At 64.3% G+C, this 21,720-nt stretch carries 26 protein-coding genes and 4 pseudogenes; 10 read left to right on the top strand and 20 right to left on the bottom strand.

Annotated elements, in window-relative coordinates; translation table 11 throughout:
* Nucleotides 1–92: 92 nt before the first annotated feature.
* Nucleotides 93–383, bottom strand: a complete 291-nt coding sequence (locus ABIB51_RS21845) for an RskA family anti-sigma factor (RefSeq protein ID WP_354191445.1) — start codon at nt 381–383, stop codon at nt 93–95.
* Nucleotides 384–691: 308 nt separating this feature from the next.
* Between ABIB51_RS21845 and ABIB51_RS21850 the strand changes: the two genes are divergently transcribed.
* Nucleotides 692–1,528 (top strand): methyltransferase domain-containing protein, encoded by an 837-nt coding sequence (locus ABIB51_RS21850; RefSeq protein ID WP_354191446.1) that lies wholly within the window; start codon nt 692–694, stop codon nt 1,526–1,528.
* Here the strand turns inward: ABIB51_RS21850 and ABIB51_RS21855 are convergent.
* From ABIB51_RS21855 to ABIB51_RS21870, 4 genes are all read right to left on the bottom strand, one after another.
* A complete protein-coding gene (locus ABIB51_RS21855; RefSeq protein WP_354191447.1) occupies nt 1,459–1,950 on the bottom strand; it encodes a hypothetical protein in 492 nt (163 codons plus the stop codon). The two genes, ABIB51_RS21850 and ABIB51_RS21855, sit on opposite strands and share 70 nt — an antisense overlap.
* A gap of 23 nt (nt 1,951–1,973) precedes the next feature.
* Nucleotides 1,974–3,185: a molybdopterin-dependent oxidoreductase gene (locus tag ABIB51_RS21860; RefSeq protein ID WP_354191448.1), complete on the bottom strand. Its 1,212-nt coding sequence runs from the start codon at nt 3,183–3,185 to the stop codon at nt 1,974–1,976.
* Between the two features lie 326 nt (nt 3,186–3,511).
* The gene (locus ABIB51_RS21865; RefSeq protein ID WP_354191449.1) at nt 3,512–4,192 is read right to left on the bottom strand and encodes a hypothetical protein; all 681 of its coding nucleotides are present in this window, start codon (nt 4,190–4,192) and stop codon (nt 3,512–3,514) included.
* 990 nt (nt 4,193–5,182) lie between these two features.
* Nucleotides 5,183–6,124 (bottom strand): ferritin-like domain-containing protein, encoded by a 942-nt coding sequence (locus tag ABIB51_RS21870; protein ID WP_354191450.1) that lies wholly within the window; start codon nt 6,122–6,124, stop codon nt 5,183–5,185.
* 172 nt (nt 6,125–6,296) lie between these two features.
* Here ABIB51_RS21870 and ABIB51_RS21875 point away from each other — a divergent pair, with 172 nt between their 5' ends.
* Nucleotides 6,297–7,487 carry an integrase catalytic domain-containing protein gene (locus ABIB51_RS21875; RefSeq protein WP_354191452.1) on the top strand — a complete coding sequence of 397 codons (1,191 nt, stop codon included), beginning with the start codon at nt 6,297–6,299 and terminating at the stop codon, nt 7,485–7,487.
* 303 nt (nt 7,488–7,790) lie between these two features.
* Here the strand turns inward: ABIB51_RS21875 and ABIB51_RS21880 are convergent.
* The 3 genes and pseudogenes from ABIB51_RS21880 to ABIB51_RS21890 all read right to left on the bottom strand — a co-directional run.
* Nucleotides 7,791–8,719: pseudogene (locus ABIB51_RS21880) on the bottom strand (IS3 family transposase); the annotation flags it as partial.
* A 459-nt stretch (nt 8,720–9,178) separates the two neighbouring features.
* On the bottom strand, nt 9,179–9,355 hold the full coding sequence (locus ABIB51_RS21885) for a hypothetical protein (RefSeq protein WP_354191454.1): 177 nt from the start codon (nt 9,353–9,355) through the stop codon (nt 9,179–9,181).
* A 75-nt stretch (nt 9,356–9,430) separates the two neighbouring features.
* Complete coding sequence (locus ABIB51_RS21890; protein ID WP_354191455.1) at nt 9,431–9,634, bottom strand: helix-turn-helix domain-containing protein; 204 nt, start codon at nt 9,632–9,634, stop codon at nt 9,431–9,433.
* Between the two features lie 656 nt (nt 9,635–10,290).
* Here ABIB51_RS21890 and ABIB51_RS21895 point away from each other — a divergent pair.
* The 3 genes from ABIB51_RS21895 (at nt 10,291) to ABIB51_RS21905 (ending at nt 11,881) form a co-directional block, all read left to right on the top strand.
* Entirely contained in the window at nt 10,291–10,560 is a 270-nt protein-coding gene (locus tag ABIB51_RS21895) for a hypothetical protein (RefSeq protein ID WP_354191474.1), read from the top strand.
* Nucleotides 10,561–10,662: 102 nt separating this feature from the next.
* The gene (locus ABIB51_RS21900; protein ID WP_354191456.1) at nt 10,663–11,418 is read left to right on the top strand and encodes a ZIP family metal transporter; all 756 of its coding nucleotides are present in this window, start codon (nt 10,663–10,665) and stop codon (nt 11,416–11,418) included.
* A 208-nt stretch (nt 11,419–11,626) separates the two neighbouring features.
* Complete coding sequence (locus tag ABIB51_RS21905; RefSeq protein ID WP_354191458.1) at nt 11,627–11,881, top strand: hypothetical protein; 255 nt, start codon at nt 11,627–11,629, stop codon at nt 11,879–11,881.
* Between the two features lie 234 nt (nt 11,882–12,115).
* Here ABIB51_RS21905 and ABIB51_RS21910 read toward each other — a convergent pair whose 3' ends face one another.
* From ABIB51_RS21910 to ABIB51_RS21930, 5 genes are all read right to left on the bottom strand, one after another.
* On the bottom strand, nt 12,116–12,253 hold the full coding sequence (locus ABIB51_RS21910) for a hypothetical protein (RefSeq protein ID WP_354191459.1): 138 nt from the start codon (nt 12,251–12,253) through the stop codon (nt 12,116–12,118).
* Between the two features lie 80 nt (nt 12,254–12,333).
* Nucleotides 12,334–12,522, bottom strand: coding sequence for a hypothetical protein (locus ABIB51_RS21915; protein ID WP_354191460.1), 189 nt, complete (start codon nt 12,520–12,522; stop codon nt 12,334–12,336).
* Entirely contained in the window at nt 12,519–12,944 is a 426-nt protein-coding gene (locus tag ABIB51_RS21920; RefSeq protein ID WP_354191461.1) for a response regulator transcription factor, read from the bottom strand. The genes ABIB51_RS21915 and ABIB51_RS21920 overlap by 4 nt, the downstream gene beginning before the upstream one ends.
* Nucleotides 12,945–13,195: 251 nt before the next feature.
* Complete coding sequence (locus ABIB51_RS21925) at nt 13,196–13,522, bottom strand: polysaccharide deacetylase family protein (RefSeq protein ID WP_354191462.1); 327 nt, start codon at nt 13,520–13,522, stop codon at nt 13,196–13,198.
* A 599-nt stretch (nt 13,523–14,121) separates the two neighbouring features.
* Nucleotides 14,122–14,475, bottom strand: a complete 354-nt coding sequence (locus ABIB51_RS21930) for a hypothetical protein (RefSeq protein WP_354191463.1) — start codon at nt 14,473–14,475, stop codon at nt 14,122–14,124.
* A 266-nt stretch (nt 14,476–14,741) separates the two neighbouring features.
* Here ABIB51_RS21930 and ABIB51_RS21935 point away from each other — a divergent pair, with 266 nt between their 5' ends.
* Nucleotides 14,742–14,918, top strand: coding sequence for a CsbD family protein (locus ABIB51_RS21935; RefSeq protein WP_354191464.1), 177 nt, complete (start codon nt 14,742–14,744; stop codon nt 14,916–14,918).
* 231 nt (nt 14,919–15,149) lie between these two features.
* On the top strand, nt 15,150–15,644 hold the full coding sequence (locus ABIB51_RS21940) for a hypothetical protein (RefSeq protein WP_354191465.1): 495 nt from the start codon (nt 15,150–15,152) through the stop codon (nt 15,642–15,644).
* Nucleotides 15,645–15,836: 192 nt separating this feature from the next.
* On the opposite strand, the pseudogene ABIB51_RS21945 reads toward ABIB51_RS21940, so the two are convergent.
* A pseudogene (locus tag ABIB51_RS21945) lies at nt 15,837–16,416 on the bottom strand (TetR/AcrR family transcriptional regulator).
* Nucleotides 16,417–16,675: 259 nt separating this feature from the next.
* Between ABIB51_RS21945 and ABIB51_RS21950 the strand changes: the two are divergent.
* Entirely contained in the window at nt 16,676–16,885 is a 210-nt protein-coding gene (locus ABIB51_RS21950; protein WP_354191466.1) for a hypothetical protein, read from the top strand.
* A 447-nt stretch (nt 16,886–17,332) separates the two neighbouring features.
* On the opposite strand, the gene ABIB51_RS21955 is transcribed toward ABIB51_RS21950, so the two are convergent.
* The 6 genes and pseudogenes from ABIB51_RS21955 to ABIB51_RS21975 all read right to left on the bottom strand — a co-directional run.
* Nucleotides 17,333–17,602, bottom strand: coding sequence for an Lsr2 family DNA-binding protein (locus ABIB51_RS21955; RefSeq protein ID WP_502916194.1), 270 nt, complete (start codon nt 17,600–17,602; stop codon nt 17,333–17,335).
* Nucleotides 17,572–17,670: pseudogene (locus ABIB51_RS23305) on the bottom strand (Lsr2 dimerization domain-containing protein); the annotation flags it as partial. The pseudogene ABIB51_RS23305 and the gene ABIB51_RS21955, both read right to left, overlap by 31 nt.
* Before the next feature lie 81 nt (nt 17,671–17,751).
* Entirely contained in the window at nt 17,752–18,021 is a 270-nt protein-coding gene (locus ABIB51_RS21960) for a hypothetical protein (protein WP_354191467.1), read from the bottom strand.
* Nucleotides 18,022–18,157: 136 nt separating this feature from the next.
* Entirely contained in the window at nt 18,158–18,436 is a 279-nt protein-coding gene (locus tag ABIB51_RS21965; RefSeq protein ID WP_354191468.1) for a cupin domain-containing protein, read from the bottom strand.
* 83 nt (nt 18,437–18,519) lie between these two features.
* Nucleotides 18,520–18,891: a YegP family protein gene (locus ABIB51_RS21970; protein WP_354191470.1), complete on the bottom strand. Its 372-nt coding sequence runs from the start codon at nt 18,889–18,891 to the stop codon at nt 18,520–18,522.
* A 419-nt stretch (nt 18,892–19,310) separates the two neighbouring features.
* Nucleotides 19,311–19,634 (bottom strand): annotated as a pseudogene (locus ABIB51_RS21975) (IS21 family transposase); the annotation flags it as partial.
* A 537-nt stretch (nt 19,635–20,171) separates the two neighbouring features.
* Between ABIB51_RS21975 and ABIB51_RS21980 the strand changes: the two are divergent.
* Both ABIB51_RS21980 and ABIB51_RS21985 read left to right on the top strand, forming a co-directional pair.
* On the top strand, nt 20,172–20,387 hold the full coding sequence (locus ABIB51_RS21980; RefSeq protein WP_354191472.1) for a hypothetical protein: 216 nt from the start codon (nt 20,172–20,174) through the stop codon (nt 20,385–20,387).
* A 671-nt stretch (nt 20,388–21,058) separates the two neighbouring features.
* A complete protein-coding gene (locus ABIB51_RS21985; RefSeq protein ID WP_354191473.1) occupies nt 21,059–21,607 on the top strand; it encodes a pentapeptide repeat-containing protein in 549 nt (182 codons plus the stop codon).
* Nucleotides 21,608–21,720: the final 113 nt, after the last annotated feature.

Below are 21,720 nucleotides of genomic sequence, written 5' to 3' on the forward strand. Positions count from 1 at the left end.
GCAAATCGCTTGCGTGATGCGGTCATGCTGATCTCTACCTTCGGTAGACCCTCATTTCAAGAGGGCCCACTGTCCGAGATCTCCGCGGCAGCTCAATGTCGGGTTGGCAGCACGGCCAGGATTTTTCGGAATAGATCGGGCGGGGGCTCGGCGTCCAGGGATACGAAGGTCAACGTCAGGGCTTCGCGCGTTTGTGCCACCCGGAGGGAAAAGTGGGCCTGCAGGGATACGGGCGCCGATCGGAGAATCTCATCGACGGCGGATTCACCCGGGCTGCCGAGGGCGCCGACGGCATATAGCTCGGCGAGATCCAGGAGACGGCCGCCGGCCAGGTCCTGGATGATGTCTTCGTTGAGCGCAGCCGGTGGGTCAGCATCCGTCATTGTTTGCCACCGGACGGGGTTCTGTTGCCACCGGCGGAGGCCGTGGGCGGTTCCGCCGGAGGGGGACCGGCCGTTTGGTGCGTCCGGAGAATTGGATTGCCGGGCGACCCGGGGGTGTGGCCATGTGCCGCGTCCCGCCGTTCCGTTGGTGTGTGGTGATCCTTGTGGCTATTCGGAGGCTGCCGGGGTCCGGATGGGTGCCGAGGCGGTCGCACCTGAAAGCGGCGCAGGGGGTGTGGGCGGGATACCTTATGGGGATGGGGATGGGATTCCCGGTTGGTGAACGTGAGCGTGGAGGATCTTTGGCGGTGACCGGCAGGCAGGGTGAAGTCTTTTCCCGTGACGTTGATGTTCGTGATGCTGTGCCGGGCGGGGCTGAGGGGCACACGGGCAATGCCACGGGGAGCCCGGTGACAGTGGAGGTCCTCCCCGGGACGAAGGCGGGGGTGTTCGGTTCCGGGTCCGGTGAGCCGTATGCCCGTGCGCTGCGCCGTGGCGGCGGCAGCCTCACTTTGCGTGCGGAGAGCGGGGAACCGGGCGCCGCCTCCGGGGCCGGTGTCGTGCAGTTCGATGTCCTGGAGTGGTGCGCGGAGGCCAGTGCCTTGGAACTGCGCCTGCTGCAGGGCCTGAAGGGGCCGGTGCTGGATATTGGTTGCGGTCCGGGGCGGATGTTGTCCGCTGCCCGGTCCCTGGGGCTGGGTGCGCTAGGTCTGGATACGAGTGCGGAGGCGGTGACGCTGGCCCGGGACCGAGGGGTCCGGGCCCTGCATCAGTCCGTGTTTTGCGGTGTTCCGCAGTCCGGATTGTGGCAGTCGGTGCTGCTGCTTGACGGCAATATCGGTATCGGCGGAAACATTGCTCAGTTGCTGGGCCGGTGCCGGCAGCTGGTCGCGCCGCGGGGAACGCTGCTGGTCGAAGCGGACCCGGACGTGGACGTCGACGCCGCGTATCTGGCGGTGCTGGAGGACGGCGGCGGGTACCGGAGCGAGCCGTTTCCCTGGGCGAGAACGGGTCGCCGTGGGCTGGCGGCCCGTGCGTCTGCGGCCGGCTGGATGGTGGCCTCGACACGTCGCGCTCAGGGCCGAGTCTTTTGCTGGCTTTCCCCTGTGCCCGGACCGGTGCGTGCGGAGCGTTCACAGGCGTAGATCGCGGCCGCCGCTGCCAGGGCGAGAATCGTCCAGAGCCAGAGGAGGTGTCCGGCGTAGTCGGCCTCCAGGACGCTGGTGTTCCGGGCCACGGACTGTGCCTTGAGCACGATTCCGGTGATCAGGGTGACCACCGCACCTGTCATGAGGGCCCCGCGCAGTACCGCGGCGGAGGCGGGCCGCAATCCCGATCCCAGGCGGGTCAGTCCGGCACCGGCCAGGGTGGACAGCGGCACAATGACGCCGTCGTGCAGCAGAACCGCGGCGGCGAGCCAGGTCAGCAGCCCCAGCAGCTGGGCGGGGCCGAGCTGGGTGGGGAGGCCCAGCAGGCCGTAGCCGATGAGCCCGGCACCTGCCAGGCCGAGGGCTATCCTGACTGCGTTGACGGATGCGGCCGTCTTCACGGATCGGACTGTAGTCACGGGCGGGTTTGCCTTGGGCGGGTTCACAGGACCTCCAGGGACTGGAGCCATTTGGTTTGAAGGACTCCGGGGCGTCCGGGGGCAATGATCCTGGCGGGATAGCCGTGGTCAAGGTCCAGGACGGTTCCGTTGAGTTCCAGCGCGACGAGTGTCCGTTCGTCCCGGGTGTATTCCGCCGGCATGGACATGAGTCTGTACGCGCCCTCGGGTTCAAGGCTGGTCACGCGCAGGGCCGAATCCGGTGGTGCCCCGACAGCACCGAGCAGGTCCCTCATCGGCACGCCGCGCCACTGGGCCATCTGGCTCCAGCCCTCGACGCACGCGATCGGGAGCTCCTGACTGGACTGAGGGAGCGCCCGGAGTTCGGCCAGGCTGAACTTCCTGCTGGTTCCTTGGTAGGTGACGGTCAGGGACCAGCCGCCGGCGCGGGCAAGGCCGGCCACTTTCGCGTCGTTTGCGGTCCGGTTCACCGGGACGGACTGCGGGCCGGTGCCCATTTTGCGGGGGGCAAACAGGTTCAGGGGGCCGAGCCAGGAAAAGGACTGTCCGGCGGTGGTGAGTACGAGCGCCGCCGTGCTCCCTCCCACCCCGGTAAGGAAGGCCCGTCGTGACCACCGGCCAGGCGCTGCTGTGGCGGCGGGCGTACTGTTCGTGGCCTTTGGCCCGGTGCCGGCCGCAGCACCCGCCAGCGGAGGGGACTCGATGGCACGCCGTCGCCAATGAGCCATGATGGCCGGAAGTTTCACGCCGATGTGCAGCAGCAGGGATCCCCAGATGACCCATGCCAGCCAGTAGTGGGTCTCGCGGAACGGGAACGGCCAGGGATACCACTTGTAGGTATTGATCAGTCCGGTGGTCAGCTGCAGAAGCGACGAGGCGATGAAGATGGCAATGGAGGCCCGCTCAAGGGCGTGCACGGGGGACTTCACCGGCGGCCATTTGAGCAGCTCCGGGTACACGGACCACAACTTTGCCAGCAGCAGCGGAATAGACGCGATCCCGGCGGTGACATGGATCCCCTGGGTCAGCTGGTAGATCCACACCGGACTGGTAGGGAAGAACATCCAGGAGGGCGGATTCTGAAGGCCGTGGCTGAACAGCCCGGTCAGGAAACACACCGTGAAACTCAGCCCGAGCCAACGCCCCAGGACGACGGTGAGCCGGGTGCTCCGCGTCGGGGAGGCAAACCGGGCGGCCAGCGCCTCTGTCAGCCTCTGCGGGTCGGGTCTTTGCATGCTTACATCACACCACTATTCAGGATCAGGTGGGGGCTTGAAGTCCCCGGAAATTGCCGCAAGGCGCCGGAGGAGCTGCTTTCGGCCGGGTAGTGGTCCGGGGCGGAAGCCGGGGCTCAGTTTCCCGGGCCACACGCCTCCACCGTGTTCAAAGCCGTCAGGGAACTCCGGGTACATCGCTGCCCCGGGGCCATCGTCGGTTTCGACGCCGCCCTTGAGTAGATCCGACTCCGGGCAGGGCGACGGAAAAGTGCCGCGGACCCTGAGGATCCGCGGCACTTCCCGCCGGTGCAGACCATGCCTCCGGCAGGTCTTCCCGGTGGGGGTTACTTGGTGTTGACGGTGATCTTGGCGATGCCGACGAGCATGTCGGCTTTCACGGCGTCAGTCTTGAAGGTCTTGTTCAGCAGGCCGGCGGCGGTGTCGGAGATCAGCACGCGGGTGCCTTCCAGGATGGCGGTGTCGCCGGACTTCGCCAGGGGCTTGAGGGTGGAGCCGTCGAGGTTGAAGATGTAGGCCTGCTTCGCGGCGGTCTCGCCGTTGACTGCGACGTCGCCGTAGAGCTTGGAGGTGCCCGGGTCGATGGTGAAGTTGGTCAGGTCGACCTTGGTCTCACCGGCGGTGAGGGAGAATCCGGAGCCGGCGTGGCTGATCAGGCCCTGGACGTACGGGCGGTAGTCCTTGGCGGGGTCGTAGTAGTCGACCTTGCCGCCGGTGATCGGGAAGACCAGCGAGCCGTCGGTCAGCGCCGCGGTGCCGACAACGCCGGGTGTCAGCTGCAGGGTCTCCAGAGCCTTCGCGAAGGACGCGTCCAGCTTCACCGCAGTGGACACCCCGGTCAGGGCCGGGATGGCGGCCAGCGGCTTCGGCATTTCGGCCGACGCCGAAGAGGAGGAGGTGCTGACGGGGGCCGAGGAGCCGGAGTTGGACGGGCTGCAGGCGGCCAGGGAGAACATGAGCGAACCGGCAGCGGCGACGCCGGCGAAGGTCTTGAGGGAGGTGCGCATGGGAGTACTCCTTGAAGTCATGTGGATGGAACTGTCCCGGTGCGGCGCCCGTGGTGCGGGCCGCGGATTTTCAGCGGGGCGGGTCTTTCTCTGTCAGGAGTACTTCGGCAGCAACACCGTCCCGGATGGGGTTCCACAGGCACCGTAACCATTCCGTAATGCTGAGTCCCGGACGCGTCGCGTGCCACAGCCGACGACAAACCCGTGCCTCCGCAGCAGCCGGTGACGGCATTCGGCGCACGGGCCGCTCTGATCGTGCCCTCAAACGGGTTCAAGTTGTATACGGAGTTTTTTTTGCCCTGCGCGGACCTGGACGTGATGGTGGGCAACGCTGCCGAGAGTCCCTCCGCCACCTCGCGGTAGGTGAGGGTGCCGAAGTACGCCAGCACAATCTGTTCGCGTTGCAGCGGCGAGAGTGCCGTCAGGGAATCGATGAGTTAAAGGGCGTCCATCCGGGCGATGAGGGAACTGGCGTCATAGGGATGTCTCCAGGAGGCGGCGGCCCACGCTCTGGTGCGAGCGGACCCTGCGCTACTTCCTCGCTGAGCCCGGGATCGATAACCACCCTGCGCACCACGGCGGACACCCGCTGCGCGGTGCGCTGGCGGAACTCCGTGAAAGCCTCGTGGCTGCCTAGCCGGTTTGCAGCAGCAACCCGGCCAGGTAGGCCCCGGGGTCTACCGTGGGGAGGGGCATAGCGATCCTGCGTGTCCAGTCAGGCTGGGAGAAACAATCAACCCCGGTGAAGTCAATGAATTAGCCCATCAGGAGTTCCTAGGATGGGCTCGCGGCTACAACGATCCAGCGTTTGCCGGTCAAAACCGCGGCAGTCACGAAGACTGGCTAGCCACGCTCTCCTGCCCGGTTGTCAGGCTGGAAAGCGCTGAACCTGTGCCCCAGCTACTTCAGAAACTCACCAGGCAACGGCTGCGGTCAGGAACACCCCGGGCGTGTGCTTTCCGCGGCCCAGGCGTTTGCTGAGGTGCGGTGTCAGGAGTGGGCGGCGCTTCGGTTGATGTCACCGTTGACGCCCTTGGGGAAGAACCCGCCTTCTTTTGCTGCCTTGGAGGTGAGGTAGGCGATGTTCAGGACCTGTCCTGGGCTGCGGCTGAAGGCAATACCGTTCGCGTCGGTCGGGACGAGGTTGGCGGTGGCTTTGGTGCCGATGCCCTGGTCGAGGTCGGCGGATCCGTCGAGGCTGTCCCGGGCATCGGAGATCGCCTGGGCGGGCATTTGGAGGTCGAGGGCATAGAGCGTGGTGCGGATTATACCGGCGTGGTAGGCCTCGACGGCGAGGATGCCGGCAGCGGCTTCGAGGTAGGTTTTATTGTCGATCAGCGGGGCCGCTCCCTTGTATGCCGTGACGCCGACGTCCTCGAAGATGAACGCGCCGAGAAGGAAGCTGGTCTCATCGACGAAGGGGTTGAACTTCTCGCCTGCTTTGATCAGGCCGGCGGCCATTGCTGCGGCGGTGAAGCTGGCTTCCAGGTCAATCTGGGGCCGGGAGACAGCGGCTTTTCCGAGCGCGGTGCGGAGGAATTTGACGTGGGATTCCTCGTCCGCGGCAATTTCCTTGGCGTATTTTTCGATCAGGCTGCCTGCCTTGAACGGGACCTGCGCGCCGCCGGTAACGCCGCCTTTGCGGCCCTTGCCGTCTGTGAGCCCGTCACTCAGGCCGCGGCCGGTGACGGCACGCAGGTAGAACTCCGCTTCGAGGTATTCCAGGTTGAGGGCAAAATTTAGAATGGCCCCATCGCTGGGACCGTTACCGGAGTTGTCTGATTCCTTGGACGCGTAGGCCGGTGAGCTGGCGATCAGGGCCGCGACGCCGCCGATCCCTGCGATACCGGCAGCCCGGAACAGGATGCGCCGGTCGACAGGGTCTTCGGCGCTGCGGCTCATTGCATCGGTGATGAATTTCTGGTCGAACATGGGTATGCTCCCGTCATGAATGCGCTTTTGAGACCATGACACTCCGCAGGTTACTCCGCCCAGAGACCGGCCGGTAGCCCCCCGCGTTGACTCATAGAAAGCCCCCGCGTAGCGGCGTGGTTCGCGGTTGTGGCAGCGGATGCGGGTTATGCCCGTTTTCATGGAGCTAACGATGGCCCAGCGCCAAGCTGTGACGAAGAAGAAAGCCCTCGCCTATAGGAGCGCCGATCGTGCCGGGAAGTCCCGGATCCTGGACGAACTGGTCGAGTTGACCGGCTGGCACCGCGACTACGCCCGGACGGCCCTGCGGGACGCCCTGGTCCTGAAGATCCTAAGGCCCAGGCCGGGCAGGACCCCGGTCTACGGGCCTGACCTGCTGCCTGCGCTGATCAAGTGCTGGGCGGTGCTGCGGGCCCCGGCCGGCAGGCTGCTGGCCCCGATGCTCCCGGTCCTGGTGCCGCTGCTGCGCCGCGCTCAGGAGCTGGCGATCACCGAGGACCAGGCCGCGCTGCTGATGCGCATGAGCGCGGCGACCATCGACCGCAAACTCGCCGGCGAACGGGCGAAACTGATCCCGCGCGGACGGTCCCATACCAAGCCCGGCACGCTACTCAAATCCCAGATCCGGATCCGGATCCGGACCTGGGCCGAGTGGGACGACGCCGTGCCCGGTTTCGTGGAGATCGATCTGGTCGGCCACGAGGGCGGCAACAGCTTCGGTGAGTTCTGTTTCACCCTGACGGTGACCGACATATCAACGGGTTGGACTGTGAACCGGTCCGTGCGGAACAAAGCCGCCAAATGGGTCTTTGAGGCCCTCGAGCACGTCACCGCGGTGTTCCCGTTCCCCATCATCGGGATCGATTCGGACAACGGATCGGAGTTCATCAACGAGCATCTGCTGGCCTACTGCCATGCGCACGAAATCACTTTCACCCGCTCACGGCCAGGCAACAAGAACGACGGTGCCCACGTGGAGCAGAAGAACTGGGCCCGGGTCCGGGAACTGGTCGGCTACCTGCGCTACGACACCGCCGGCGAGCTGGACAAACTCAACGAGATCTGGGAGCTGGACCGCGTCTTCACCCACTTCCTGCCGGCCCAGCAGAAACTCATCGAAAAGCAGCGCCACCGGGCAAAAGTCACCAAGAAACACGACGCGCCTGCAACACCGCACCAAAGGGCAATCCGGCACGAGAAAATGCCAAAACGCCCGATCATCCAGATGAACGCCGTCTTCAAAAAGATCAAACCCGGCGCTCACTCACGCCGGATCCTGGCCCTCACCGCCGAGCTGGAAACACTGGCCCTGGCGAAGAAACCAGCGCACCTCAAACCCGTCAACAGGGCATGGAACAACTGACCTCCCGGAGGTTTTTCAATGAGGCAACGAAGGCAGCCCTCCGGAGGTTTTCAAATGAGGCAACGAATCACTCCTCCCGGAGGTATTGCAATGAGGCAACAGGGCCCCCGACGAGACTCACGTGTAGTGCTCGCGAAACGGGGTGCGTGCCTCATGTGGGAAATGCTCGCGAACTCATTGCGGCTTCGGGCTCTGCCGGGCTGAATCCGAAGGATTCTAAGGCCCGTCATTTGAACCGAAAAACGAGTGCGCGGCAGATTGAGTTGCTGCGGGGATTTCGGACAGCGGATTGAGTGGATTCTTCTACGCTGCCAGGGCTGGCTGTTGATAGCCATGGTGGACTTCGTTGGGCCGCCGGTAGCCGGGCGCGGAGTGGCGGCGCCGGCTGTTGTAAAGCCCCTCGATGTAGCGAAGGACGTCGCTGCGGGCTTGTGATGTGGTCGCGTAAGCGGTCCGATACACACGTTCGTTCTTCAGGGCTGAGAAGAACGATTCGGCCATGCTGTTGTGCCAGCACACGCCCGTGCGTCCCATCGGGGAGCGCATGCCCAGGCCGGCCACCAGTGCCCTGAAATCCGTTGAGGTGTAGACGCTGCCCCGATCGGAGTGCCAGATCGCGGACGGCTCGATCCGGGTCGTAGCGGCGGCGTTCTTGGGCGCGTCTGCGACGAGTCCGGTGCGCATGTGATCGGCGATGGACCAGCGGACGACTTTCTTCGAGTAGCAGTCGATGACGGTGGCGAGGCAGAGGAATCCTTGCCAGGTGTGGATGTAGGTGATGTCGCCGACGAACTTCACCCCGGGGCGGTCCGCGGTGAAGTCCCGCTGGACGAGGTCGGGCATGCCCGCGGCCGCCTCAGCGTCAGCCTCGGTGGTGATGCGGAACGGGCGTGGTTGACAGGCCACCAGGCCCTGGCGGCGCATGATCTGGCGCACCAGCTCGGGAGAGCACTCGGTCTGTTCTGCGGCGAGATCGGCGTGGATGCGCCGGTAGCCGGAGGTGCCCTCGGACTCCTCGAAGTAGTGCTGGATCCGCGCTGTCAGCACCTGGCGGCGGGCCGCGGTGGCCGATTGGGGACGGGTGGCCCAGTGATAGAAACCGGACGTCAAGACGGCCACCCAGCGGCACATTCTCACCACCGAATTGAGATTGGCGGCTCAGCTTTTTGGGAATCGATGAATTCATACGTGCTCACTGCCGCTGCTCCCGCGCGAAGTAAGCGCTGGCTCTTTTATCGGGTGCTACAAACCCCCCGGCCTGTTCCCCTCACGAAAGACCTGCGACCACGGCGGTTGGCGCTTCACATCACCCAAGCCGCAGCCGCCCAGCACTTCAGCGTTTGGCCGACAGCCATCTCACGCATAGAACGCGGCATCCCGCGGGAACACGACCTTGCCAGCCGTAGCCGCACGTGGCTGGACGAACAACCCCAAACCAGCGCTTGACAACCATAGGAGCATCAACCCAATGGCAACAGTTCCGTGCCCGCGCGCCATCTGGCCGTATGAACTGGTGCAGACGACTCCTGAAGATGACACTGTGGCGGCGGGTTTCCGCGGCACGGTGATCGCCCGGCTTATGGGACGGTGGAGTCCCTGCGGGCAGGAGAAGAGACCCCGGTGGTACTGCGGCGACCGGGCCCATTTGTCCCGAAGGTGAAGGTGTGACGTCCATGTGGTGCCGGGGGTCCTCAGTTCGGGAGGGTAACGGTCCGGTAGTCGTAGTAGATGTAGTGGTCGCCCGGGCCGCCTGTGGCAAGCAGGCCCAGGCAGCGGCCATTGATTGTCATGACCACTCCCTCGGTCCGTCCGTTGAAGGGCTCGTCCGCGACAACGTAGTCGCCGATTCTAAAAGGATTCCTGGACATGCTGTTCCCCCTTCTTCTGGCACTGAAAAATCTGTAGCGGACCTGCCGGAGCGCGTGATTTCTGCCGGCCCGGTCCTAAATTTCCGGCCCGGGTATCTCCGCGTCGTGGACGTACCGGTCAACGGCGGCTTCGCTGACGCGGAAGGAGCGCCCGAAACGCGCTGCGGGCATCGCACCGGAGCGCACCAGCCGGTAGATGGTCATCTTCGAAACGTTCAGGCAGGCCGCCACATCGGAGACCGTAAGATATGTGACCCTTGACGAACTTTCTCCGGACATCTCCCCACCGTTCCTTCACCGCTGGCGCGGCGCTTGGTTGCGGCCGGCCTTTCTGCAACTGTAGGGGCCAGCGGGGCTGATGTGACAGAAGATGAAGCTACCGACTTCATAACGATCTGAGCCGCGAAAATCACCGCAATTCCGGCGAATTCCAAGGTTCGTGGGTCGTGAACTGCGCCCGGGCGTCCAAACGCGGCTACTTTGATGTGGTATTGGAACCATTTCGTGATTTTGCGGTGAAGCGTGAGCCGCACACCCCATCTGGTTTGTGCCCCATGATCTCTCCCACGCCGGCGGGCCACTTGAGCGGGGGTTGGCGCCAAGAATAAGGGCCGGCGACGGCTGGGGACATGAACCCGGTCTCAGGAGGTTCATTTCGTCGTCGGCCCCGCCTGTATCTCGACCCAGGAGGGCACGGGAAAGCTAATGCGACTCTTTGCAGACAGTGAACAGGATTTGCAGGCTCAGCGCACGAGTAGGGTGTACTCGATTCTCCAAGGCGTGAGCCAGCGCTGCGACGCAGGCCCGGGCGCGGTGGATGGAGTGCCTGGACTACCTGCAGCCGGGTATTGATCTGTTGGTTGCCGACTTCACCAGGATGGGGCCGGAGTACGGCGGACCTGGCTGACATTGTGATGGTGCTGGGCCAGCGGGGGATGCGGGTCCGTTCCCTGGCTGAGCCGTGGCTTGATACGCCTAGCGCGCACGGCAAGCTCATCTTTGACATGTTCGCTTCCCTTGACCTCCGCTGGACGGGAACCCTGCCCGGTTGCTCTACGAGCGTTTGGGCTTCTGCAAGGTCGTCCGCAACGGCGGCTCAGACACCGTGTTGCTCAAACTCGAGCAGCACAAGATTCGGATCCACAGGGGAGCGTACCGCCAGGAGTGTCCCGGTTCTAAGGAAGTGGGACCCCGAAGGATCATGATGAGGTTGAGGTCGCGTGGCACCGTGCGCTGGTATAGTCCCGCGGGGGCAATTACGTTGTGTTCGCTGGAACTCCCAGCGGGGTGGACTGGAGGGCAACCAAATGCCAATGTGGATGCAGGCTTTGATGTGGGGCACCGTGGCCGGCGGCGCGCTCGTCCTGGGCTCCGGGATCGCCTGGCTGTGGAAAGTCCCACCGAAAATTGTTGCCACTGTGATGGCTTTTGGGGCCGGTGTGTTGATCTCAGCTCTTGCCTTTGAGCTGGTGGATGAGGCCGTCGAAGTGGGCGGGTTGCTGCCGACCGTTGTCGGCTTCCTGGCCGGGGCGTTGATTTTTGTCGGCTCGAACATCCTGCTTGCCCGCGCGGGAGCGAAGCACCGGAAGCGGTCGGGGCAAAAGCAGCCCTCGGAAAAGGACGCCCCCGGAAGCGGGACTGCGATCGCTATCGGGGCCCTGATTGACGGCATTCCCGAATCCGTAGTTCTTGGCTTGGGGCTCGTCGCCGCCGGCACAGTAAGCCCGGCAATGCTGGCCGCCGTGCTTATCTCAAACGTCCCCGAGGGTCTGTCCAGTACGGCCGGCATGAAGAGGGCCGGCCGTGGGCCAGGGTACGTTTTTGGTATTTGGACGGCTATCGCGGTCTTTTGCGGACTCGCCTCGCTCTTGGGCTACACAGCCTTGGAAAATGCCCCGGCAGAACTCGTAGCCGTTATTACCGCAATCGCCGCCGGCGGTATCCTCGCCATGCTCGCCGACACGATGATCCCGGAAGCTTTCGAAGAACACCACAACCTCACAGGCCTCACCGCGGCCGTAGGTTTCCTGACCGCATTCACCATCCACCACGTTGGCGGCTAGGCAGCCCAGAGCGCTGACCACCCACACACGACGAACCGCACACCAGCACGCCAGCAGAGGGTCGCTCGGGACGGCAGCCCTTCGCTCTCCGCGACGGCCTGCACCGTGGTTCCATGAGCGATGAGCCGGTGCTGCGCTCTATATTTTGAGCAAATGAACGGCGCGGTCACCGTGGCTGTTGCCGTTGCGTTCGGAAAGAGCCACCATCATGGCCCCCTCCCACTTTGATCAGTTCCTCTCCCAAGCCATTCATCAGAACCAGGACGCTCAGGCCGGCCTGGGCGCCGACGAACTGTACGGGCTGTATGCCAGCTGGTGCCTGATTAAGAAGATGGAGCCCCAGCCTCCCGAGGTGCTATGGGAGGCGCTGATAGCCAATCGCATCCTGCCCGGGGATAGCCACCTGGCCATGACGGGGCCGGCTGCCGTTGTGACCAGAACACTTCCCCAACCCGGCAGCTAGAAAATACAGTGCTGCTCCTGGGCAACCGCAAAGGGGCCGGGGCTGAGCGAAGGACACCGAACCGAATGCTTTCGATGAACCAACGTGCCCGCGCCGCTATCCGCGATGAAGCAGGTGCCACGGTTCCGCCGGAACGTTGGAGCGATGGCCAGCGCCGCCGGGCCCCGAGCGTGGATTACCGAGCAGTTCCGGTGCGGTTCCCAGCTCGGGACGCTGGAAGAGTGCCGCCGTGAGCTATCCTCGGGCAAAGGACCACAACGGTAGGCATCGGGCCAGGAGTTGCTGGAGGCGCTCCGTGCCTGTCGCGAGGGCGTCCACGGCGAGGTCGAGCAAAGCGCTGATTCTGGGCGCGTCGGTCCGGTCTGTGCCCACGGGATCACTGTATTCTGCCCGGAGATGCGCCGGTGTTGTGCGCTGCTGGTCGGACCCTGCCGCAGCTACCCGGCGGCCTGTCAGCGCCGCGCCGGCGTACGGGTAATCAAGCGGCTGAGCCGCCGGACCGCCCAGGCCAGGGCGCTTGTGGTTCCTGCGATGACCAGCAAGGCAGTAACCGTCAGGACCTGGCCCAGGAACATCAGCAGGCCTACGCCCAGGGTCGCGGCGTAGGTCAGGGTGAAGCTGAGCGTCAGTGGATCCCTCACAGCTTGCCCTGGCTGTTGTCCACGCCGTGTGGCTGGGTTCCTGAGTTCTGCAGTGTATCCAGCGGGCAGAGCCGGCATGTGAGTTTCCCGAGCTGTGAGGGCCGGAAGGGCTTGCGCAGGTATGCCCGGGCGCCGGAGGCCATCGCTTGGAGTTCGTCCTCTGCCTCGGCCCATCCCGTGATCATGACGATCGGGGCCGCGGACAATCCCCGGAGGTTGGCTGCCACGTTGTAGCCGGTGATGTCTTGCAGTCCTACGTCCAGGGTGATCGGGTCCGGATCCAGTGTCCGGGCCGTCTGGATGCCTGCCTTTCCCGCTGTCGCGGTGTGTATGTCGAACCCGATGCCCGCCTGGACCAGGGAAAGTAATCCCCTGATGTCCTGGTCATCTGCAATGACGAGGCAGGTCCTGTGCGAATCCATAAAGCCCCCCAAGCAATTCTGCTCCCAGTGTACGGGGCAGAAAGTGGAAGAAGGCGATGAGCTCCAATGTGACAGCCTGGCAGCTGACGCCGCTTCTGTCAGGGGCTAGCGGGGGCAGTGCCGGACAGTGCCGAGCGCTGCCGGCAGGAAAAGAATGCTTAGGAGATGCTCGCTGCGATACCTGGGAAGGCAAGTGTGTGACCGACTGGAAGGGCGAAGGGAGGCTGGTACGTGCCCTCCCGACGCGCAGGTCAGGGCAGGGCGGTGCCGAGGGTGGTGAAGGCATAGCCCTTGTCCAGTGGGGCCGGGATAGCTGCCGAGAGTCCGGCCGCCGTGCCGGACCCGGGGTGTTTTCCGTGGGAGATGATGATGTCGCCCGGCCGGGCCTTGGCCGTTTTGGCGGCGACAACTGGTGCCGGATAGGTTGCCCCGGCGTCGGCGTTGATGCTCAACCCGGTGGGGATCACGCCGAGGGCAAGGGAGATCTCGGCCGCGACGTCGTCCAGGAAGGCGGTGCCGGGACGGAAGAAGCCCGGACGCTTACCGGTAATTTCCGTCAGGAGGCTGTCGTTGGACATGATCTCCTCATAGACCTGTCCGCTGCTTCGCGTTCCGGGGATCCCGTAGGCGGAATTGCCTGTCACACTCAGCGGCGCGTGGCGGGTCCCGTGGTTGGCCCGTTCAAAGAGCGGCTCAACCTTCGTGCCATTAAGGTTTAGGGTCCCCACCGTGGCCCTGCGGAACTGAGCCTATATCCCGGGTGTCCGCCAGGGCTGCCTGTGCTTGTTTGCGGATGAAATCACGGTCCTCCCCGGACAGGATCATCTGGCCGTGCCGGTCATAACCGCCATCTCCGGGCTCACTGAAGATGGATGCAGTGATGCTGGCTGGAAGGATCAGGCATCCCGGATTGTCCGTCAACCACTTCCGCGTGGGGGAATTAAGTCGGTCCCACTGATTACTGATGGTCAGCCGCGTGCTTTCACTTTCTGCACAGGATCACGGCACACGCGATTACAGTCCGGACCGGGACGGATGGGTGGCAGTCAGCAAGCCAAAAAGGCATCGAGAGAGCGCATGGCACGGGTTCGGGAGTGATACCCGGGATGCAGTCCGTTCCTGATCCGGCTGTCATTCCTCTGTTCACGTAGATGCTGCGGGCCCACCCAAGGGCTTATCATTCCTCGTTCAGGGCGATCCCGGCACTTAGTGCGGCGAAGTAGCCGCCTGTGGCCAGCAGAGCGTGGGACGCGGCCATCAGACCACTCCGCCAATCCATCGGCGCTTTCTCGCGCCTGCCAATCCGCAGTACTTCCGTTGAACCCAGCGCTGCCCCCAGTCCACCTATAGCCACCATCGCGGCTCCGAACAAGTTGCACCATTTAGAGCCCAGGTGAGTGCTTACGGCCATGAATCCGAGGAGTAGCCACAACAGCCCGATCAGGGTGAACCCCACAGTGTAGACCGCCCAAATGGGGGTGCGGGTTCTCTTCATGGTCTTCACAAGATGCTGGCTCATTGTGCTGCTCATGTCGCCTTGTTCCCTCTGTCTCGCCCCTGAGCCGGCGACGGTTTCCGCTTGAGTCGCACCGGTTCAAGGTTATTCCAGTATTTCCGTTTCCGCTGCACCTCAACCAGTGTTCGGGCGCCCGCTGGCGGGGCCGGCTCGGGCGGGGCGGTTTATCGCCGGCGTGCATCGTCCGGCTGTAGGGGCGGGCAGTGGCGGTGGTGGTTAGGATGGAAGTGTTAGCCGCCGGCGGTGTGCCGGCGGGGGAACGAACCGTAGGGAGAAACACCATGGGTTTGGATGACAAAATTAAGAACACGTCGGAGAAGCTGGGCGGCAAGGGCAAGGAAGCCGCCGGCGATGCGACCGGCGATGACAGGCTGAAGGCCGAGGGTAAAGGCGATCAGGCCAAGGCGGATCTGAAGCAGGCCGGCGAAAAGGTCAAAGACGCCTTCAAGAAAGACTGACCCCAACAACCCAGCACATACCCAAACGGGTGCAGCTCCCAGTAGGGAGCTGCACCCTTTTAGGTTTGCCCGGCCGGATATACCTGACCGTGCCCGTCCCGCTCCCGCCCGGGAGTCTTCGCCCACGCGCAAGGCCTGCGTTCCTGTTGGCCGCTGCCACCGGGATGGGCCTGTTTCTGCGGCGCTGTCCGCCGTAGGCTATGGGAATTCACCACACTGAGGGAGGCACTCATGCGCACGGCAGAACCCAAAGCCCGGACCGATAAAGTTCACCACCTGTCCGAAAATCTCATGACTCAGCTCGCCAAGGGCAGGGAGTGGGCCACTCCCGGGGTGGAGGCAGCACTGCGAAGGGCGGTGACAGGGCTGGACACCGGTGTTGAATCTGCTTCCCCGCGGATCCAGACGGGTCTGCGTCGGCTCGCTGACGAGCTAGCGGGCGGAGTGGAAACCCTTACCCCCCGCGTTCATGAGGGTCTGAGGCGGGTGGCACAGAAAGACGCCCCCGTCATCACGGACCCCGGCCTGGCCGAGACCGGAAGGCGGGCGCCCCGGAAGGCATGGTTGCTCGTCGGAGTGCTGGCACTCGCAGTGGCCGGGGGAGTCGCGGCGTGGCGCTCTTTCCAGACGGCCCATGAAGAGCCGGTGCCGCCGGAACTGCTGGGCCGCAACAGCGGGAACCCCGATGCTGACCCCGCCACCGCCACGCCGGGGAACTCGCTCTGAGGCTGCGCCACATCCAAAAGTACAACCAATAAGGCGTTTGACGTCGGCCCGTTTCCGGGAGCACCAGGCCGGGCCGGCGGGAAGTGCAGGGCCGCGCGGCCGGGAGGGCGCACTTCCCGTTCCCGGGCCACCGTCTACCCGTGCCTGGCGCCTCCGGGGGATTTGGGCTGTGAGGGTGGCCGCCCTGGGTTGCTAGCGCTGGTGGTGTTCGATAAGCCAGGCAGCCATTTCGCGGGCCCGGCCTGCGGCCTTCGTGTCGCCTTCGGCCGCGGAGATGATCGGTCCATTCATCAGGATGTGCCAGGATCGGGCAAACTCTACAGGCCTTTCCAGCGCGGCCTCTTCGGCCAGGGCCTGGACGTGTTCCCGGATGCGGGCCAGATAGCCAATGCTGGCCTGCCCGAGCCGATGTCCGGGCCCCATCTCCAGAAGCCCATTGGTGAATGTGCATGCCTCGAAGTCATCCCGGGAGAACCAGTCGCCGAACACATCAAAGATGGCCAGCAGTTGCTCGACGGGGGTCGTCCCGCAGCGCCGGGCGCCGGCGACGATCTGGTCCGTTGTCCAGACCTTGGTCCCGCTGTGCCAGGGAGGCCAGAACCGCGTCGTCCTTGGACCGGAAGTGGCGGTAGAACGTGGCCTTCGCGACCTCGGAACGGCTGATGAGCTCGTTGATGCCGACATCCCGGACGCCGCGGCGGGAGAGGAGTTCATACGCGGCGGCCAGGATCCTCCCGCCGGTGTCTGCGGCCCCGGAATCCGGCGAAACCACAGCGTCGGGGACGGGCGGGGTCGGTGCCTGGTGTCACGGCGCGGCAGGTGAATCCATGCAATGAAATTCTACCCGGATTCGGGACAGACCGGTCGGTACCGTTGTACTATTTTGCCATGATTTGAAGTTCAGTGTTTTCTGACTGCAGGCGGGTTTCCGGCCGCGATCCGGCCGGCGAGCAAAGGAACAGCCAATGCCGATGCAGCAAGCGGCCCTTCCAACACCGGCCGGGAGCGGACAGTCGCCCCTGGAAGCCAGAATGCCCCCAGGAGATGATGTCGCGGCAATGCGCCGGCAGGCCGCCGAAATAATCGAGGCGATACTTTCAGGGACCGATCCGCGCTACGCCCGGGCCAGGGATGAACTGCGCGGACACCTTGCCGCGCACCCCCGGCACCCGGAACTGGCACTGGCCGAACACCTGCTCAGGATCAGAGGCCTCCCGCCCACGGGAACCGGTTGCCCATGAAAGCCCCGACGGGGCAGGGTGAAAGCGGTGAACGATGACGAAATCCGCGCAGCGGAAGTAGCTGCCGCACGACTCCAATCCTCAAGAACTGACGGCCAGAACATCGCCAGCCTGTACCCGGCCGCGGTGCCCGTTGGCGGCCACGAGGTTCATAAGACGGGGGATTGGCGGCAGCCGCCGGAATGTACCGGTTCCGAGGATGTGGGATGGTGATTTCATCGGATCGTCCCACGTCACCGCGAAACTGCAAAGGCTGTGAGGCCTGTCCGCTCAACCCCGGGAGACTCGGGCCGGACGACCGGATCCGTGAACAGTGGCGGGGCCGACGGCGCTGCAGTTCATGGCTGTCTCCAGGGTGGGAATCCTGTGCGTGCGGGGCAGCAGCGCATAGGCGGTGATCAGCCACTGCCAAGGACCCGTGCCGGGAACCGGCGCCAGTTTCGTCCCTCAGGTGTTGGCCGCCCGGAAAGCCTCCAAGATGATCCTGTCCGGGATCTGCCCGCGGGAGGCCATCTGACACCCGTTGTCGATGGCCCACCGGCGGATCTTGCTGGCGTCTGAGCTCCTGACCGTGGCGCCGCGGGGCCGCCTTGACGCGGTTCCGGCGGTCCCTTTGGTCTTCCGTCCGCGGAGATGTACGGGGCCAGAAGGGACTGGGTCGCGGCCGCGTTGGCGGCGGAAAGGTCGATTTCGTGACCTGCTCCGTCGAGAGCGAATGTCACTGTCTCATCGGCGGCGCCCCCGTCGAGGTCGTCGATCAGGATGACGGTTGCTTTCGTGGCCATGCAATCAGGTCCTTACTGTTGTTCCCTCATTAATTAGGTTCCATTGAACCCTGCCAACGGAGGTCACCAACCACCCCGGATTTAGGCGCCTGGTCCGGGCTGTGTCGCGTCAAAGAACCGGTGCTCCGGCGGGGGTGTCCGGGTTCCTTCTGTCCTGGAGCGGAGGAAGTCCAGGTCCTCCCGGGAAAGCGTTGCCTGCCCGTGCCGGTCAACCTCGGCGCCTATGCCGGTCTCCGAGCGGATCTTTTCCCTCAATGTGCGCGGCAGGATCAGGCATCCGGGGTTGTCGGTGAGCCACCGCCGTGTTGCGGGGCTGAGCCGGTCCCAGTGATCCCGAATGTTCATCTCCATTGAGGCCTTCCTGATTTGCGCCCGGAGGCAAGATGCCAGCTCCGGGCCGGTGCGGGGTGTGAAGTGTGCACGGGGTACGCAGTCCGGGCGGTGAGGGACAGGGCGGGCCGGGGACCGGGATGCAGAAAGCGGGCTGCTAGGAGAGCTTTTCGATTTCGACAAAAATGATCCAGGCGGTGCCGCGGTTTTCGATGGTGTGGACTGCCCCTGCCGGGCGGGCGTAGCTGTGGCCGACACTGAGCTCGACGGCGGTCTCGGTGCCGTCCGCGTCCGCGGCCCACAGCATGCCCTCGGTCAGGGGCACGACCACGTACTCGTACTCGTGCACGTGCTTCGGGATCGTGTCGCCGGGCTCCAGTTCCCAGCGGGTTACCCGGAAGGAGCTGTTCTCGATCTGTACTTCACTAATGGCCATGGTGCTCCTGTGGTTTGCTTTGGTCGCTGTGCCCGTCGGCCGGGGCTAACCCTCCCCGGCCGGAGGATTTGCCCAAATGGGCGTCAGGCTGCGGTGGGCACTCGGGCGTAGCGGCCCGGAACGCTGTGTTCTGTTCTTCCCTGCCGTCTTGGTCTTACTGGCGCGCCGGTTCCCGTCCGGGGCTGCGGGGCTGCCGCTGGCCGGACCACCGCTGGTGGAGCGGTGGGTCGGGTCCCGGACTGGGCTTGCGCTGACGGGTTGTGCACAGGGATGTCGGGGCAGAGGTCGGTGATCAGCCCCATTCCGGCGTATTCGCGAACTGCGGTGATTCCGGCGACGGCGGCGGCTTTGTCGGGAAAGGATCTGGAAAGGGCCATCAGTGTACCGTCAGGGGCCTTGAGCCGGAATCTGAAGTGCTGGTTGTCGTCGGTGAAGAGTTCGAATGTGCCGGTCATGGGTGTCCTCCTGGACGCGGGGAGGAGGCCGCGTCGGCTTTCTCCTCGGGTCCGGGATGCCGCATTGCATCCCGGCCCTCTGGTCCGTGGAAAGGATTCTGTGCTGCGGGTTCTGTGAGGCATGCCACAACGTGGCCTCAGACTAAGGTACGCGGACAGTAAGCGTACTGGCCAGTATCCGGGCGGGCCCGGGCCGCGGCCGTCGAAGGCTCCGGGTCAGATCCTCTTCGTCCCGCTGGTAAGAAAGACGGGCGAGAGGCAAAAGATTCAAATCTACATGGAAAGACACTCTCTAACCGTGTTCGAATAGATCACTGCGAGGGAACGGGCGGGCTGGTTGCTTTGAAGGGCAAGGGGCGGCCGGTCCGGACCTTTGGTCTTGAATGGCGGGACGGGCGGGCCTGCCGGTTCCGCGCCGTCCACTTCTTCACGTGGCGTTGCACCGGGGAATACGTGCCGGTGAAACCGTGCTCATCCACGAGCCGGTCAAAAATCCGTTTGGCCGTATGCCGCTGCTTGCGCGGCCGGCGCTGGTCCTCGCCCAGCCACCGCTCGATGATGTGCTCAAACCCGGTCAACACCGAGGCGCCGGGTCTGGCCAACGGTGTTGGTGGTGCCGGGGAGTAGTCCTCCTGCTCGGCGTACTTGGCCGCCGAAGCCCGACTGACGCCCAGCCTTCGGGCGATCTCACGCACCGGGACTCCCTGGGAGTCCAGTCGTCTGATATATTCTTGTACCGACATGGGTACCGTCATCTGCTTTCCAGGCCTTCCGGCGCAATCGCTCTGTCAATAGCAGCGCCGTAAGGAACCTATATGGGGTGGCCGGCCCATGTCCCTGACACTCTGGGAAGGGCCCCGGCCAACGGGTGATCTCTATCTCCAGGCAAGCCCACGAAACCATGATTTCGGGAAGAAAAGACTGGCCTGATTCTTACCGCTCTTTTGGCCTGAAACGAGCCACCAACTTGGCTCACAATCTTGGCTGAAACGGCCTACAGATAGTCGATCACACACACCCTAGGCGCATTCGCTTCACCACAGTCCCGCGCGGTCGTCAACAAGTCCGGAGGAGCCCGCCCGCACCCAGTGGAGTGCCCCGACATAGGAGCCGGTTCATGCTGCGTCCCTCCGCCATGAACTTGTCGTACGACACGCGCCAACGGCTAGCCGGCCTGCTCTCAATCCTGCGGTGAACGCGGGACCGGAAGTACGCTTACTATTCCAGCGCGGGAATGCTACCGTGAAGAAACCACCCGCAGGCGGATCCTGGAGACGACGATGAGCGTAAATGAGGCAGGGAAAGACCCCCGCGACGACGATTCCACCAGTGACCGGAAGCTGACTGGCCCTGCTGGCCTCGGCCGGGATGGCACCATTCCCGGCTCACCGGATGGTGTGGGGCTCGGTGCGGGCACGGAGCCGAACACCTTCGAGCCGGAAGAGGATCCGGACGCAACTGCCGAAGCGGCCGAAGACATCGAAGATACCCGCTGAGGAGACCTCCGCAGCCTCCCGGCGGTGATGGAGTGCCCTCTGGGATTCTGGCCCGATCCCGGATGGAGACCTCAGGATAGGCGGGTTTCCGGCCGCATTCCGGCCGGCGAGCAAAGGGACAGCCAGTGTCGATGCAGCAAGCGGCCCTTCCAACACCGGCCGGGAGCGGACAGTCGCCCCTGGAAGCCAGAATGCCGACAGGAGATGATGCCGCGGCAATGCGTCGGCAGGCCGCCGAAATAGTCGAGGCGATACTGTCAGGCACCGATCCGCTCAACGCCCGGGCCAGGAATGAACTGCGCGGACACCTTGCCGCGCACCCCCGGCACCCGGAACTAACACTGGCCGAACACCTGCTATGGATCCGAGGCCTCCCGCCCGCCGGAACCGGTTGCCCATGAAAAGCGCCGTCGCGGCTTGGTGACAGCGGTGAACGATGATGAAATCCTCGCAGCGGAAGAAGCTGCCGCACGGCCCCAATCCTTTAGAACTGACCCCAACGGCACGCTACCGACATATTTGATCAGGCCAAGGAGGTTTGTGCCCGTCGGAGTCAGCGGACGACGAACATCGTAGTCGCTAAGGTCGTCGGTTTCGCGAGAAGACGAAGGTATCCGAGGGGGTTCTTCGCCGGACTGAGCTGGCTTGAGAACCCTGGCACTAAAGACGAGATGTTTGCCGCGTTCAAGGCCGCGCGGCAGCTCCATGAGATGCTCTGGTACCTGGCCGAGGCCCAGACACGAACTTTCGATCCCGATGCTTCGCATCGTGCGGTACAGCTCAGGATCACGATAGAGCAGGCAGTCGGTGGCGAGCTGCCGGAGCTGCTTGCACTGGATGTCCAAGATCTTCACTCCAAGGTGAGGTCAATGCTGATGGATGTCAGCGAAGAAGTGCGGGCGTCCTACTTTGCCGCCGGTGGTGACCATCTGGATTCCACGCTGAAGCCGGGAGCGGATCTGATGGGCAAGAATCTCAGGTCCCACCGGTTGTGCGGGGCAGATCTCAGAGGGGCTGACCTCATTGCTGCGGATCTGAGGGACAGTGATTTGTCGGGTGTGGATCTGCTCGGCGCTGACTTCAGGGATGCTCGACTTGAAGGCGCTGACCTGTCGAAGGCCTTGTATGTGACTCAGCTGCAGCTCAACGCCGCTAGAGGCAGCCGCGCCACACTTCTACCCTCGGATCTGCAACTACCCTCGCACTGGCACAACAGATGACCACCCACCGCGAGCTGGTGAGCTGCCGCGGAGATCTCGGACAGTGGGCCCTCTTGAAATGAGGGTCTACCGAAGGTAGAGATCAGCATGACCGCATCACGCAAGCGATTTGC

Origin of the sequence: Arthrobacter sp. UYCu712 (assembly GCF_040547005.1) — a bacterium.
Lineage (GTDB): Bacteria > Actinomycetota > Actinomycetes > Actinomycetales > Micrococcaceae > Arthrobacter.